The organism is Rahnella sp. AA (assembly GCF_002834385.1).
Classification (GTDB): domain Bacteria; phylum Pseudomonadota; class Gammaproteobacteria; order Enterobacterales; family Enterobacteriaceae; genus Rahnella.
This window is the reverse complement of the sequence record NZ_PITQ01000009.1, coordinates 63035-77330: the sequence shown is the minus strand read 5'-3', so window position 1 is coordinate 77330 and position 14296 is coordinate 63035. Positions and strand designations below refer to the sequence as shown.

The window sequence follows — 14296 nt, the reverse complement described above, 5'->3', positions numbered from 1 at the left end:
TTACAGGAGTTCCTTGAGTGATCCCCGACGGGCAACCCGGACACATAGACCAAATAAAACAAACGAATGTCGGTGCTGTATATCGCCTGATAGATCTGTTTGGTCCCATTTCGCGCATTGAGCTTTCTAAAAAAGCACAACTGGCACCGGCCAGTATCACTAAGATTGTCCGTGAACTGTTACAGGCACATCTGGTACTTGAAACTGAGTTTCAGGATCCGGGCAGCCGCGGGCGCCCCGCGATTGGTTTAGCTCTCGATACCCAGGCCTGGCACTACCTTTCTGCACGCATAAGCCTGGGTTCGATCACTTTAGGATTACGGGATCTGAGCAGCAAACTGGTGGTGGAGGAAGTGCTCCCGCTGCCGGAACAGGCACATCAGCCGCTGCTTAAACGCATCATTTCTGAAATCGATCAGTTCTTTATCCGCCATCAGCGCAAACTTGAGCGCCTGACGGCCATCGCGATTACCTTGCCGGGCATGATTGATGCGCGCAGGGGCATTGTTCACCGCATGCCGTTTTATCATGACGTTTTCGATATGCCGCTGGGTGATACGCTTTCAGAGCACACGGGCCTGCCAGTGTACGTTCAGCACGATATTGGCGCGTGGACGCTGGCGGAGTCGTTATACGGCGCGTCCCGCGGCTGCAAAAATGTGGTGCAGATTGTGATTGACCATAACGTCGGTGCCGGGGTCATTACCAGCGGACGCGTTTTACACGCAGGCAGCAGCAGTGTGGTGGAAATCGGCCATACGCAGGTTGACCCTTACGGTAAGCGTTGTTATTGCGGCAACCACGGCTGCCTGGAAACGGTCGCCAGTACCGACAGTATCCTCGAGCTGGTGCGTCAGCGTCTGACGGCATCAGTGCCCGCCAGCTTGCTGCATGGCGTGTCGCTGACAATCGAAGCCGTGTGTGACGCGGCCAACCGTGGCGATCAGGTGGCGCGTGACGTGATCATTGGTGTCGGGCAGAGTGTCGGGCGCATACTGGCGATTATGGTCAATCTGTTTAATCCGGAAAAAGTGTTGATCGGCTCACCGCTTAATTTATCTCAGGATATTCTTCATCCCGCGATAATGTCCTGTATTCAGCAGCAATCGCTTCCTGCCTATAGCGAAAACATCAAACTGGAATCGACACAATTTTATAATCAGGGAACTATGCCCGGCGCAGCATTAGTGAAAGATGCGTTATATAGCGGATCGTTACTCATCAAACTGCTACAAGGCTAAGTTTTATATAATGTTGTCGTATATTTCAAAATAATAACGAATAAGCTTTCCGCATTAACCGCACAAACAGTCAACAAAACATTGCGCTAACGCAAACCGCTCTCATCTCGCATCGCCTAGACTTTCTCTCGTTACTTTGTCTCCGGCGCTGTTTTCTTACCGGAGACTATCTTTCAATAAGACGGAGAGATCCCGGAGCCTGAATTCCATGTTAACGCACTTTTTCGTCACGGGTACGGATGCCCGTGTAGGTAAAACCATTGTCACACGTGCCTTGCTTCAGGCCTTAGCCGCGCAGGATCGCTGCGTTTTAGGCTATAAACCTATTGCAACAGGCAGCCAGGAGCTGGCCGACGGGGTTCGAAATAAAGATGCGGTAACTCTCCAGCAGTCATCTTCTATTTCTTATCCTTTTAATAAAATAACGCCTCTGGCCTTAGCAGATGAAGATATTTATGCCAGCCAGATCCCGGAGAATATTTTTGAAATAATGACCAATGGCCTTAACTTCATGCGTGAAGAGGCTGATTCAGTGGTTGTTGAAGGATGTGATGGCTGGAGAACATTGATTACTCCGCATCTTTTATATTCGGACTGGGTACGCCAGCAAAATATGCCGGTGGTACTGGTCGTCGGTATTCAGGAAGGCTGCGTCAGCCATGCCTTATTAACGGCTCAGGCTATTATTGCCGATGGTTTGCCGCTGCTCGGTTGGGTGGCTAACCGGGTCAATCCTTGCCTGGCGCACTATCAGGAAACGATTGAGGCCATTGGTGCCAATATTTCCGCACCGTTGCTGGGGGAAATCCCTTATTTGCCGCGTGCGGAGGGTCGTGATATGGCGAAGTTTATCGACCTGTCGAGCTTTAACCTGAAAACCCTGACCAAAGCCTGATTTGCCCTTTTCAATATCAGAGAGGCTCTGAGTGCACCACTCAGGGCCTCTTTTTTGGCTATAATTTCTGAATCTGCCTGAGCGCACAATGATAAAGAAAACAGAGAACATGGCCGTCAATCATCCAGCTGCAAACGTATCCGCCGTCAAAGCCTCTCACCGTCCGCTTATTCTCACCGCCTGTATGCTGTCGATGTTTATGGCTGCCGTGGAAGTGACCATTGTCGCGACGGCAATGCCAACAATTATCGGGGATCTCGGCGGTTTTTCGCTGCTCGGCTGGGTCTTTGCCGTTTATCTGCTGACGCAGGCGATAACCGTGCCCATTTACGGACGGCTGGCGGATCTGTATGGCTGCCGGAAAATATTTTTTATCGGAACAACGTTGTTTCTTCTCGGTTCCGTTCTGTGCGGATTTGCCTCTTCTCTCAGCTGGATGATCGCCTTCCGCGCATTGCAGGGGCTGGGCGCGGGGGCGATTACGCCAATTGCGACCACGCTGATTGCCAATGTTTACGGCCCGCAGGAGCGGGCGAAAGCACAAGGATACTTGTCCAGCGTGTGGGGCGTTTCGGCAATTGTCGGCCCGCTGATGGGGGCGTTTATCGTTTCGCATTTCCCGTGGGCGGTCGTGTTTTGGGTCAACGTGCCGATTGGTCTGGTGGCGATGGCCATTCTGGTGAAATACCTGCCGCCTGATATTAAGCGTCAGCAACATAAACTGGATCTGGCCGGAACGGGGTATCTGACGCTGTCCGTGGCGGCGTTGCTGCTGGCATTGCTTCAGGCAGAAGAGCTGGGGTACTGGGCGCTGGCGCTGACCGGGCTGGCAATACTGAGTGGTTTACTGCTGGTTCGTCAGGAGCGTAAAACACCGGAGCCGCTGTTCCCGCTGGTGCTTTGGGAAAGCAAAGTGGTGATCGCCGGGAATATCGGCGGCCTGATTATCGGTGCCACAATGATGGGCATCAGCGCATTTTTGCCCACCTATGTGCAGGGTGTTCTCGGCGGTACTCCGCTGCAGGCGGGCACAACGCTGGCCCTGATGTCTGTCGGCTGGCCGCTGGCGAGCATGCTCAGCAGCCGTCTGATGCAGGCCACGTCTTACCGTGCGACGGCAGTTATTGGCGGCTTATTGTTAGTGGGCGGAAGCCTGGCGTTACTGCTTTTGTCACCGACGTCCGGCCTGTGGTTTGCGCGCCTGGCGGCATTTTCTATCGGTGCGGGAATGGGGTTGTGTAACACGACATTTATTGTGTCGGTGCAAAATAGTGTAGAACCCGCAATCCGGGGTATTGCAACGGCGTCAACGCTATTTACCCGCATGCTCGGCTCCGCCATCGGCACCGCACTCCTTGGCGCGACGCTGAATCTTAATTTGCAAGCCCGTCTGCCGCAGGTGAACGACCCGGTGCAGCAACTGATGGATAAGGCGACGCGCAGCACCATGGAAAGCGGCTATCTGGCTGCGCTGACCGACAGTGTGGCGGCGTCCTTACATTGGGTCTTCGTGATCTCCGCCGTGATTTCTGTGCTGGCGATCGCTGCGGGTTTGCTCATCCCCTCCGGCGACCGCCCCCGCACAGAACCCCAGCGCGAAAGCTAAGCCGCTTGCCGTTGCTGTAGCCTGAATGCGATTAACATCAGCGTCAGGCTGAGCAACACGGCGATGGAGGCCATTGCCATACCATCACCTACCGAACCCTGCTCAAACTGCCGCCACACGTAGACCGAAACGGTCTGCACGCCCGCCGGTGAAAGCAGCAACGAGGTCACCAGCTCGCGCGAGGCGACGGCAAACACCATCATCATCGACGCCAGCAGGCTGGGGAATACCAGCGGCAGTAAAATCAAACGCAGCGTCTGCGCTGCCGTCGCACCATGCACCCGCGCCGCCGCATCCAGATTTCCACCAATCTGCTTTAACGCCGCACTGACATAACGGACCGGATAGGGCAGCAGCAGGCAGCAGTAGGCAAGCAGCAAAATCCCCCAGGTATTGTAGGGCGTGACCGGCCAGAAGCTGCGGTTCCACGCCAGGATCAGCCCGACGCCGACCACGATCCCCGGCAGCGCCGCCGGTAACAAAGACAATCCGTCAATCAGTGCCGCACCGCGAATTCGTCTTGCCACCACCAGCCACGAGGCCAGAAATCCGGTCGCGCCAGCGATTAACGCTGTTCCGAGCGCCAGACTGAGGCTGGTCGACAACGCGCTGAGCGCATCACCGTGTGCGGCAAACAGATTGCCGAAATGGCGCAAGGTCAGGTTGGAGAACGTGAGCCCGCCCGATAGCGTGCCGGAAAACGCCGTGATCAGCGTCGAGACGATTGGCAACGCAACCGCAACCAACGCCACCAGTATGAACAAGGCCAGCACCGGAATTGTCCAGGCCGCCAGCGGTTTTTGTGTCACATCAGCCGGTCTCCCCGTCATGCTTTCGACATTTCTGCCTGCCAGCACGGCGCGCTGTACGCTGTAGGCACACAACGCGATGGCGACCAGCATCAGTGAGAGCACCGCCGCGCCGGGCATATCAATCGGCCAGTCGGCAAGACGCTGTTCAATGCCCGTGGTCAGCATCAGGATCCCGCTGCGTGAACCTAATGCGCCGGGCACGCCGTATTCTTCAATGGATAACGTAAACGCCAGCAATAAGCTGGAGGCGATAGCGGGCAATGCCATCGGCAGGGTGACCCGGATAAACGCCTGCCACGGGCCCGCGCCGTGAATGCGCGCGACGTCTGCCAGACGGCTGCCGCTGGCGGCCATGCTGCGTGACACCGCGAAATACACCACAGGAAAAACGTTCAGTGTCATCACCACTACCATGCCCGATACGGAAAACAGGAAGTCATTGAGATGCAACCACGGCACCAGCTGTTGCACATACCCGTTGGTTTGCAGCGCCAGCATCCATGACAGGGCGGCAATATAAGGCGGAAGTAAAAAGGGCACCAGAAACAGAACATCCCACAATGCGGCGCCCGGCAGGGCAAACAGTCCGCGCAGTGCACCCAGCGGAATGCCGATTAATCCACTGCACAGCGCCACGCCCAGACCGACTTTCAGCGTGGTAACCAATAATTCTCTCAGCGCAGGTTCGGCGAAAACGCGGGTAAATGCGCTGAAAGGGGCAGAATAATGGCCGGTATCCAGATGCGGGAAAACCGCCTGAAGGACCACAAAACTGACCGGCACGGCGACCAGCAGTAACAGAGCAATGCCCGTTATCCCCGGTAAAAAAGCATTTTTATTCATTGATCAAATCTCAGGGACGGGCCGCTTTTTAGCAGCCCGTAAAGGGATTACTGCTGACCGAACAGCTTCGCGAAGCGGTCGAGAACGTCTTTACGTGATGCAGAAGCCTGGGAAGCCTCTGGCAATAATTTCAGCGATTTAAACAACGGACGTTTGGCGTCGATATCGGTGCGAGCGGGCATCAGCCACGCATCGGCTACCAGTTTCTGGCCTTCAGGCGAAAGCGCGTAATCGATAAACGCCTTGGCTTCTTTTTGCTGCTGACTGGATTTGAGGATCATCATCGGACGCGGGGCGATCACGGTGCCGCTGCTCGGGAAAATCACTTTAACGGATTCGCCGTCCTGCACGCTGGCGTAAGAGACGTAATCCACTGCGCCAAACACGGCGGCTTTCGCGCCCTGCAACACCGGCGTCAGCGCCTGTGCGTTTGGTCCGGCGATAATCATGCCGTTGGCTTTCAGATCTTCAAACAGTTTCCACGCCTGCTGCGCGTGGGCATTTTGTAACCCGATCAGCAAATCCAGCGACGCACCGGAAAGCGAAGGGTCAGGTGTGGTCACTTTGTCTTTAAATTCCGGTTTGGCTAAATCGCCCCAGTCTTTTGGCTCAGTGGTACCGCTTTTAGTGTTCCACACGATGCCCAGCGCGGAAATCCCCTGTGCGACGTAGTAAGGCGTTTTAAATTGCGCTGGAACCTGCTCTGCGTTCGGGCTTTGATATTCAAGCAGCCAGCCGCGTTTTTCGAGATCGGTTGCGGTATCCCAGGATGCGGAGATCAGAACGTCAGCACGCGGATTGGCCTGCTCGGCGTCCAGACGGGCCATTACTTTGCCGGTGGTGGCCTGGAAAACATCCACTTTCACGCCGGTTTGTTTTTCATAACCTGCTGCCAGTTTTTTTGCCAGAGAACCCGGCCCGGCGGTGTAGAGCGTCAGCGCCTGCGCGCTGCCAGCTGCCATTGCGAGAGAAAGAGTCATTGCTGTCATTACGCCTGTTTTAGTACGGGAAAACGTTGTGTTTTTTTTACGAAAAGTGCTGAGTGTGCGGTTCATCATTTTCATTCCATCAAAGGTTAAGCAACAAAAGGTGAAACAACGGAAGGGTCAATCAAATCAATACTGGCAATAGCGCCTTTTTCCATGCGTGCAATGCGGTGGGCAAGCGCGTGGGCTTCATGCTGATCGTGTGTGACATACACGGCCGTCGTGCCGAGCTGGCGCAAAAGCGTTGCCATCTCTTCACACAGGCTTTCGCGTAAATCGCGATCGAGATTCGACAGAGGTTCGTCAAACAGCAGAATGCGGGGTTCGGCGACGATGGCGCGGGCGAGAGCGACGCGTTGTTGCTGCCCGCCGGAAAGCTCAGAAGGGCGGCGCGAAGCGAAATCCGCCAGCCCGACGCGGGCAAGCGCGGCCATCACTTTTTCTGCCTGCGCCTGACCTCTGATGCCACGCATTTGCAGCGGAAAGGCGACGTTTTGCCGGACGCTCATGTGCGGCCACAGCGCGTAATCCTGGAAGGCCATGCCGAGATTGCGTTTTTCCGGCGGGAGGCTGAATTTCCCGTTGGCAACGGTTTCGCCGCCGAAGCTGATTTGCCCCGACGCAGGATGCAGCAGCCCGGCCAGCATTTTGAGTAACGTGCTTTTGCCGCAGCCCGAAGGCCCCAGCAGGGCGAGGATCGTACCTTCCGGCACGGTCAGATTGACGTGATTGAGCACCGGGTTGCTCCCAAAAAAATGAGAGACCTGTTGTATGTCTATCGCGGGGGGAGAAGACATGCGCGACGGCGCATTCCCGCTGGTATTCGCTGGAATGGTCATGGTTGGTACTATCCTCTTTGGGATTTATTAGTGGGGGTGAGGGTAAAGGGGGAATGTGACCGGGATGTGACACCTTTTAGAAAGGTGACCAAATTGCCTTTGCAGGCGGCTTAACGGATGACCGAGAATATTTCGGTTTTTCAATTACGCTGATCGCTCAGCGGCTGGTGCCGAAACCGACCAAAGAGGCCCAGGACGGGGCCTCTTTGGAATCTCCACGTCTTTTTCAACACGCGCTGTCGCTTGCTGGCTAAGTTTCAGCAGCCACAGCTATTGCCGCGAAAACTTGCCGCTGCGCGGTTCCCTCGTCTCGGTGTTCGAGCCTGGGGTCTCGAAACGCTCACTCAGCAAGCTTTCTGAAAGCGGCCGGAGGCTTTTTAATTTCAAAAACCAGCCAGCATTAATCTTTCGAATTACATAGCCATTAGCCGCTTTCAAAAATCACGCTGAAAGGAGAGGTGGAAAACCGCGTATTTTTTCGCGCGGTTTGTAATCCGACTGGAAGGAACCGCGCAGCGGCGGGATTTTGCGGCACTAGCAGAAATTGCTGAAACATGGCCAGCGAGCGATAGCGCGCAGTTAAAAAGCGTGGGAGATCAAAGAGGGAGGCGCTTTCCTCCCTCTTTGTCGGTTTCGGCGCGGCGAGTTGAGTTGTCACCGCCCGTGAAAAACCGAAATTTTCACGGATTTAATTTCTTAAAACAGCCCCTTAGCGGCTACAAAGCTTGTAATAAACTTCATTCCACCGGATCTGATTCTTGAAGTCCGCCAGCGTTGTATCGTTATCAATGACTAATAACTCAATCCCGGAAAGCTCCGCATACAACCGCAGTGCATCAATATCCAGCGCCTGAGAGAACACCGTGTGGTGCGCGCCACCGCCGAGGATCCAGGCTTCTGCCGCCGTTGCCAGGGAAGGCTGGGCTTTCCATATCGCGCGGGCGACAGGCAATTTTGGCAGCGGATGCGGTTGCTCAACGGTATCGACCAGATTCACCAGCAGGCGGAAACGGTCGCCCATGTCGATGACGCTGGCGTTGAGCGCCGGGCCGGCCGGGGTGGAGAAAATCAGACGCGCCGGATCCGCCTTGCCGCCTATGCCCAGATATTGCGCATCCAGCAGCGGTTTTTCTTCTTTAGCAATCGACGGGCACACTTCCAGCATGTGCGAACCGACCACCAGATCGTTACCCGGTTTGAAGTTGTAGGTATAGTCTTCCATGAACGACGTGCCGCCTTTCAGGCCGCTGGCCATTACTTTCATGATGCGCAGCAGGGCTGCCGTTTTCCAGTCACCTTCGCCGCCAAAGCCGTAGCCTTTTTGCATCAGACGCTGTACCGCCAGCCCCGGCAGTTGTTTCATGCCGTGCAGGTCTTCAAAATTGGTGGTGAATGCGCCGAATTTCCCCTGTTCCAGGAAACGGGTCATCCCCAGTTCGATTTTTGCCGCGTCCAGCAGGTTTTCGCGACGTTCGCCATTGAGTTTCACGGCATCCGTCAGGCGGTAAGTGGATTCATACTCTTCCACCAGCGTATCGATGTCGGCTTTGCTGACTTCGTTGATCACACTGACCAGATCGCCGATACCATAAGCACTGATGCTGTAGCCAAACTGAATTTGTGCGGCCACTTTATCGCCTTCTGTCACCGCTACTTCACGCATGTTATCGCCGAAACGCGCCACTTTCAGATGCTGACTTTCATTTTTCGCCGCAGAAACGCGCATCCACTGGGCGATACGGCGGTGTGATTCGCCATCCTGCCAGTGACCGGCAACCACGGTGTGCTGCTGGCGCATACGCGCGCCGATGAAACCGAATTCACGGCCGCCGTGCGCGGTCTGGTTCAGGTTCATAAAGTCCATATCCATGGTATCCCACGGAATTTCAGCGTTGAACTGCGTGTGGAACTGCAGCAGCGGTTTGTGCAGGATACTCAGCCCGGCAATCCACATTTTTGCTGGCGAGAAGGTGTGCAGCCAGGTAATCAGGCCGACGCAGGAATTCTCATAGTTGGCTTCGCGGCACAGCGCGGTAATTTCGTCCGGCGTGGTCACCAGCGGTTTGAGCACCAGTTTGATCGGTAATCCGGCTTCTGAGTTCAGGCCATTGACCACCTTCTCGGCGTTCTCTTTGACCTGACGTAATGTTTCCGGCCCGTACAGATGCTGACTGCCAATAGCGAACCACACTTCGAGATGTTTAAACGCGTCCATTAATTACTCCTGAATTTCAGATGTTTGAAAAAGCCGTTTTCGAATAAGTATTTAGTGTGCTGTCTTCGCTGCAAACAGCGGTTCAGTGGTGGCACACCATTGCTGATAGCGTTCGTACAGGCGCTGATATTGTTCGACCCGCTGCGGGTCCGGCAGCAATGTGCGTTCGATGCTGCAGGCCATTTTTTCCTGCGCGGCAGGGACGTCTTTAAATTCTCCGGCCGCGACGGCGGCAAAGATGGCTGCACCCAGCGCGCAGCATTGATCGGAGGCGACAATCTGCAACGGACGATTCATCGCGTCGGCACAGACCTGCATGATGACCGGCGATTTACGGGCAATGCCACCAAGCGTCAGGACGTTTTCCACCGGAATATCCTGCTGTTCGAAGCACTCCATAATGGCGCGCGCACCAAAGGCGGTGGCCGCAATGAAGCCGCCGAACAGCTCCGGAGCTTCGGTGCCCAGATTGATGTCAGTAATGACGCCTTTCAGACGCTGATTGGCAAATGGTGTGCGACGACCGTTAAACCAGTCGAGCACCAGCGGCAGGTGATCCAGTTTTGGATTGGCGGCCCAGGCGGCCGTCAGATCCGGCAGCAGGTTTTTTTGCAGGCTGGTTAACTGAGTTTTGAGTTCAGGGTGCGCTTTGGCGGCCTGAATCAGCGGCCAGCTCAGCAGGCGGCTGAACCACGCGTACATATCACCAAACGCGGATTGTCCGGCTTCCATTCCGATCATTTCCGGCACAACGCTGCCTTCAACCTGACCACAAATCCCGGCTATTGCGCGGTCGTTAACGCGTTCTTTATCGGCAATCAGGATGTCGCAGGTGGAGGTGCCGATCACTTTGACCAGCGTGTAAGGCTGCGCACCGGCACCGACCGCGCCCATGTGGCAGTCAAACGCACCACCGGAAAGCACAACGCTTGCCGGTAAGCCCAGGCGCTGCGCCCATTCCGGGGTGAGTGTGCCCACGGCCTGTTCGGCGGTGACGGTTTCGGTAAACAGCGGATACGGCAGGTTTTCCACTAATAACGGGTCGAGCGCGGCGAAGAAATCTTTCGGCGGCAGACCACCCCACGACGGATGCCAGAGCATTTTGTGCCCGGCGCTGCAACGGCCACGTACGACTTTGTCCGGCGCGGTGGTGCCGGAAAGCAGGGCGGGAACCCAGTCGCATAATTCCACCCAGGAGGCGGCAGCTTTAGTGACGGCGCTGTCGGCGCGGGAGACATGGAGAATTTTGGCCCAGAACCATTCGGAGGAGTAAACGCCGCCGATATAGCGGGAATAGTCAGGGAAATCGCCGCTGCGGCACAGACGGTTAATTTCTTCGGCTTCTTCTATTGCCGTGTGGTCTTTCCATAACACGAACATGGCGTTCGGGTTTTCGGCAAACTCCGGGTTCAGTGCCAGGATGTTGCCGTCTTTATCCACCGGTGCGGGGGTTGAGCCGGTGGAATCAACGCCGATACCGACCACGCGTGCAGCGCGTTCGTGTCCCAGACGTTGTACCACGTTTTTAATCGCCTGCTCCATCGCCTCTATATAGTCGAGCGGATGGTGGCGGAACTGATTTTTTGCCGCGTCACAGTAGCGGCCCTCATTCCAGCGCGGGTAGTAAACCACGTCGGTTTCCATCTCTGCACCGGTCTGACAATCAACGGCCAGTGCACGGACGGAATCGCTGCCAAAATCAAGACCAAGAGCAATCGCACCTTGCGTCATTCTTTCTTACTCCTTCAGGTTTGCCGTAGTCATTACGGCGGCGAATCGAATTGCTCTAACAGTAGGAGGATGGCAAAAAGTGAGTGAGGAGGCGTTAGCTGGAAGTATGCACAAACCTGCTCCGAATGATGTTTCTGTGAGGTTGGTCAAATGTTAGCATTTGGCTAAAATCGCTATATCTATGTACGAATCTGCTGTTTTCCCGCCGTGTGATAGCGCTCTACATTCCTCTGCAAAATTACCGCTAAAACTTAACCCGTCTTACAAGAGAGTGTGACGTAAATCCGCTTATACCGGACTTCGCCGCAGTTTCACTTTGTTTCCTTACGCTACTGATAACGTTTTCACGACGACGGCAGACCCCCCGGTTTCTGACCTGAATCGCGAAAAACAACAATAAAAGTCGGAGAACATCATGCATAAATTCACTAAGGCATTAGCGGCGGTTGGTTTAGCTGCCGTTATGTCACATTCAGCTATGGCAGCCGAAAATCCGAAGCTGGGTTTTCTGGTTAAGCAGCCGGAAGAGCCGTGGTTCCAGACTGAATGGCGGTTCGCTGATAAAGCCGGTAAAGACCTGAACTTTGAGGTCATTAAAATTGCCGTGCCTGATGGCGAAAAAACGCTGAATGCAATTGACAGCCTCGCGGCAAACGGCGCGAAAGGCTTTGTTATCTGTACACCAGACCCGCGTCTTGGCCCGGCCATCATGGCCAAAGCCCGTAGCTATGACATGAAAGTGATCCAGGTCGATGACCAGTTTGTGAATGCCAAAGGCAAACCGATGGAAGAAGTGCCATTGGTGATGATGGCCGCGACCAAAATCGGCGAACGTCAGGGACAGGAACTGTATAAAGAAATGCAAAAACGCGGCTGGAAAGCTGCTGATACCGGTGTCATGGCTATCACGGCTGATGAGCTGGACACCGCACGCCGCCGTACTTCCGGCTCAATGGACGCGCTGAAAGCCGCCGGATTCCCGGAAAAAAAAATCTATAAAGTCCCGACTAAATCTAACGACATCCCGGGTGCGCTGGATGCCGGTAACTCCCTGCTGGTGCAGCATCCTGAAGTCAAAAACTGGCTGATCATCGGCATGAACGACAACACCGTTCTGGGTGGCGTGCGTGCAACAGAAGGTCAGGGCTTTAAAGCGGCGAACGTCATCGGTATCGGCATCAACGGTGTGGACGCGGTGAATGAGCTGTCAAAAAGCGCACAGACCGGCTTCTACGGTTCCCTGTTACCGAGCCCGGATATCCACGGTTATAAAAGTATCCAGATGCTGAACGAATGGGTGACCAAAGGCGTTGAACCACCGAAATTCACTGAAGTTACGGATGTTGTATTAATTACCCGCGACAACTTCAAAGAAGAGTTAAAAAAGAAAGGATTAATGTGATCTCCGGAATCATTTGAAACGAGCATTAGATAACGCTGCTGCACAACGGACGACAGGAAGTTGTTGGAACTGTTTTCTGCTGTGCAGTGGCGTGCATTTAACTTCAATTAACTTCCAGGTAGCCACTATGACTCAGCAATCTTCAAATAAGACGCCTTTGCTGACACCGTCACTGACGGAGTTTGATGCGGCCAGGCCGTATCTGGAATTCCATGACATTGGCAAAACTTTTCCGGGTGTGAAAGCGCTGGACGGAATTTCATTCAATTGTTATGCCGGGCAAATTCATGCGCTGATGGGCGAAAATGGCGCGGGTAAATCCACGCTGTTAAAGATCCTCAGCGGCAATTATCAGCCCTCACAAGGCAGTATTCATATTAAAGGCCAGCAGGTTGCCTTTAATAACACCACCGATGCGCTTGATGCAGGGGTGGCCATTATCTATCAGGAATTGCATCTGGTGCCGGAAATGACGGTGGCAGAAAACATTTATCTCGGGCAGTTACCCAGCAAACATGGTTTTGTAAACCGTAAGCTGCTGCGCTACGAAACCAAAATTCAGCTTGAGCACCTCGGGCTGGATATCGACCCCGATACGCCGCTGAAATATCTCTCCATCGGCCAGTGGCAGATGGTGGAAATCGCCAAAGCGCTGGCACGTAACGCCAAAATCATTGCGTTTGACGAACCGACCAGCTCGCTGTCTGCCCGTGAAATTGAACAATTGTTCCGCGTTATCCGCGAGTTACGTGCCGAAGGGCGCGTGATTTTGTATGTGTCGCATCGCATGGAAGAAATCTTCGCATTAAGTGACGCTGTCACCGTTTTCAAAGATGGCCGTTACGTACGCACCTTCGATGACATGTCGCAGGTGGATAACAGCAAACTGGTGCAGGCCATGGTGGGCCGTAATCTCGATGATATCTATGGTTACGCGCCGCGTCCGCATGGCGAAATCCGGCTGGCGCTGGATGAAGTCAAAGCGCCGGGTGTGAGAACACCGGTCAGCCTGACGGTACGTCAGGGGGAAATTGTCGGCCTGTTCGGGCTGGTCGGTGCCGGGCGCAGCGAGCTGATGAAAGGATTATTTGGCGGCACGCGCATTACCGGCGGAACCGTCAGGCTGGACGGTAAAGCGATGAATATCCGCAAACCGGCAGATGCCATTCGCCAGGGCATTATGTTGTGCCCGGAGGATCGTAAAGCCGATGGCATTATTCCTGTCCACTCTGTGCGCGACAACATCAACATCAGTGCCCGCCGTAAAACCGTGAAAGTGGGGTGCCTGATTAACAACGCCTGGGAAGCTAGAAATGCGCGCAAACATATTGACGCGCTGAACATCAAAACGCCGAGCGACCAGCAGCTGATCATGAATCTCTCCGGCGGCAATCAGCAAAAGGCCATTCTTGGTCGCTGGCTGTCGGAAGACATGAAGGTCATTTTGCTCGACGAACCGACGCGCGGCATTGACGTCGGCGCTAAGCATGAAATCTACAACGTGATTTATTCACTGGCGAAACAGGGTATTGCGGTGCTCTTTGCCTCCAGTGATTTACCGGAAGTGCTGGGTCTGGCCGACAGGATTGTAGTGATGCGCGAAGGCGCCATCTCCGGCGAACTGTTGCATGACGACGCTACCGAAGAAAAAGCGCTGGGGCTCGCGATGTTGCGAACGCCAGATCTCGCCACTGCCCCTGACGCTGCCTGACTGAGGAGCAAAAAT

The 14296-nt window shown here is 54.7% G+C and carries 10 protein-coding genes; 5 read left to right on the top strand and 5 right to left on the bottom strand.

Annotated features, from left to right (window positions below):
* The first annotated feature begins 17 nt into the window (after nt 1-17).
* From CWS43_RS20045 to CWS43_RS20035, 3 genes are all read left to right on the top strand, one after another.
* Nucleotides 18-1241, top strand: coding sequence for an ROK family protein (locus CWS43_RS20045; RefSeq protein ID WP_101078849.1), 1224 nt, complete (start codon nt 18-20; stop codon nt 1239-1241).
* A 208-nt stretch (nt 1242-1449) separates the two neighbouring features.
* The gene (gene bioD, locus CWS43_RS20040) at nt 1450-2136 is read left to right on the top strand and encodes a dethiobiotin synthase (RefSeq protein ID WP_101078848.1); all 687 of its coding nucleotides are present in this window, start codon (nt 1450-1452) and stop codon (nt 2134-2136) included.
* Between the two features lie 109 nt (nt 2137-2245).
* Nucleotides 2246-3742, top strand: coding sequence for an MDR family MFS transporter (locus tag CWS43_RS20035; RefSeq protein WP_101078847.1), 1497 nt, complete (start codon nt 2246-2248; stop codon nt 3740-3742).
* Here CWS43_RS20035 and CWS43_RS20030 read toward each other — a convergent pair.
* The 5 genes from CWS43_RS20030 to CWS43_RS20010 all read right to left on the bottom strand — a co-directional run bounded on the left by CWS43_RS20030 (nt 3739) and on the right by CWS43_RS20010 (nt 11168).
* Nucleotides 3739-5397, bottom strand: a complete 1659-nt coding sequence (locus CWS43_RS20030) for an iron ABC transporter permease (RefSeq protein ID WP_101078846.1) — start codon at nt 5395-5397, stop codon at nt 3739-3741. The two genes, CWS43_RS20035 and CWS43_RS20030, sit on opposite strands and share 4 nt — an antisense overlap.
* Nucleotides 5398-5444: 47 nt before the next feature.
* Nucleotides 5445-6386 (bottom strand): ABC transporter substrate-binding protein, encoded by a 942-nt coding sequence (locus CWS43_RS20025; protein ID WP_369825903.1) that lies wholly within the window; start codon nt 6384-6386, stop codon nt 5445-5447.
* A gap of 86 nt (nt 6387-6472) precedes the next feature.
* Complete coding sequence (locus tag CWS43_RS20020; RefSeq protein WP_101078845.1) at nt 6473-7222, bottom strand: ABC transporter ATP-binding protein; 750 nt, start codon at nt 7220-7222, stop codon at nt 6473-6475.
* 709 nt (nt 7223-7931) lie between these two features.
* A complete protein-coding gene (araA, locus tag CWS43_RS20015) occupies nt 7932-9437 on the bottom strand; it encodes an L-arabinose isomerase (RefSeq protein ID WP_101078844.1) in 1506 nt (501 codons plus the stop codon).
* A 51-nt stretch (nt 9438-9488) separates the two neighbouring features.
* The gene (locus tag CWS43_RS20010) at nt 9489-11168 is read right to left on the bottom strand and encodes a ribulokinase (protein WP_101078843.1); all 1680 of its coding nucleotides are present in this window, start codon (nt 11166-11168) and stop codon (nt 9489-9491) included.
* Nucleotides 11169-11583: 415 nt separating this feature from the next.
* On the opposite strand from CWS43_RS20010, the gene CWS43_RS20005 reads away from it, so the two are divergent.
* Both CWS43_RS20005 and araG read left to right on the top strand, forming a co-directional pair.
* A complete protein-coding gene (locus CWS43_RS20005; RefSeq protein ID WP_101078842.1) occupies nt 11584-12570 on the top strand; it encodes an arabinose ABC transporter substrate-binding protein in 987 nt (328 codons plus the stop codon).
* A 127-nt stretch (nt 12571-12697) separates the two neighbouring features.
* On the top strand, nt 12698-14281 hold the full coding sequence (gene araG / locus CWS43_RS20000; protein WP_101078841.1) for an L-arabinose ABC transporter ATP-binding protein AraG: 1584 nt from the start codon (nt 12698-12700) through the stop codon (nt 14279-14281).
* The last annotated feature ends 15 nt before the right edge of the window (nt 14282-14296 follow it).

Coding starts and splice junctions, on each gene's coding strand:
- CWS43_RS20005 (WP_101078842.1), top strand. CDS start 11,584: ATGCATAAATTCACTAAGGCATTAGCGGCGGTTGGTTTAGCTGCCGTT.
- CWS43_RS20025 (WP_369825903.1), bottom strand. CDS start 6,386: ATGACAGCAATGACTCTTTCTCTCGCAATGGCAGCTGGCAGCGCGCAG.
- CWS43_RS20020 (WP_101078845.1), bottom strand. CDS start 7,222: ATGACCATTCCAGCGAATACCAGCGGGAATGCGCCGTCGCGCATGTCT.
- CWS43_RS20035 (WP_101078847.1), top strand. CDS start 2,246: ATGGCCGTCAATCATCCAGCTGCAAACGTATCCGCCGTCAAAGCCTCT.
- CWS43_RS20030 (WP_101078846.1), bottom strand. CDS start 5,397: ATGAATAAAAATGCTTTTTTACCGGGGATAACGGGCATTGCTCTGTTA.
- araA (WP_101078844.1), bottom strand. CDS start 9,437: ATGGACGCGTTTAAACATCTCGAAGTGTGGTTCGCTATTGGCAGTCAG.
- araG (WP_101078841.1), top strand. CDS start 12,698: ATGACTCAGCAATCTTCAAATAAGACGCCTTTGCTGACACCGTCACTG.
- CWS43_RS20010 (WP_101078843.1), bottom strand. CDS start 11,168: ATGACGCAAGGTGCGATTGCTCTTGGTCTTGATTTTGGCAGCGATTCC.
- bioD (WP_101078848.1), top strand. CDS start 1,450: ATGTTAACGCACTTTTTCGTCACGGGTACGGATGCCCGTGTAGGTAAA.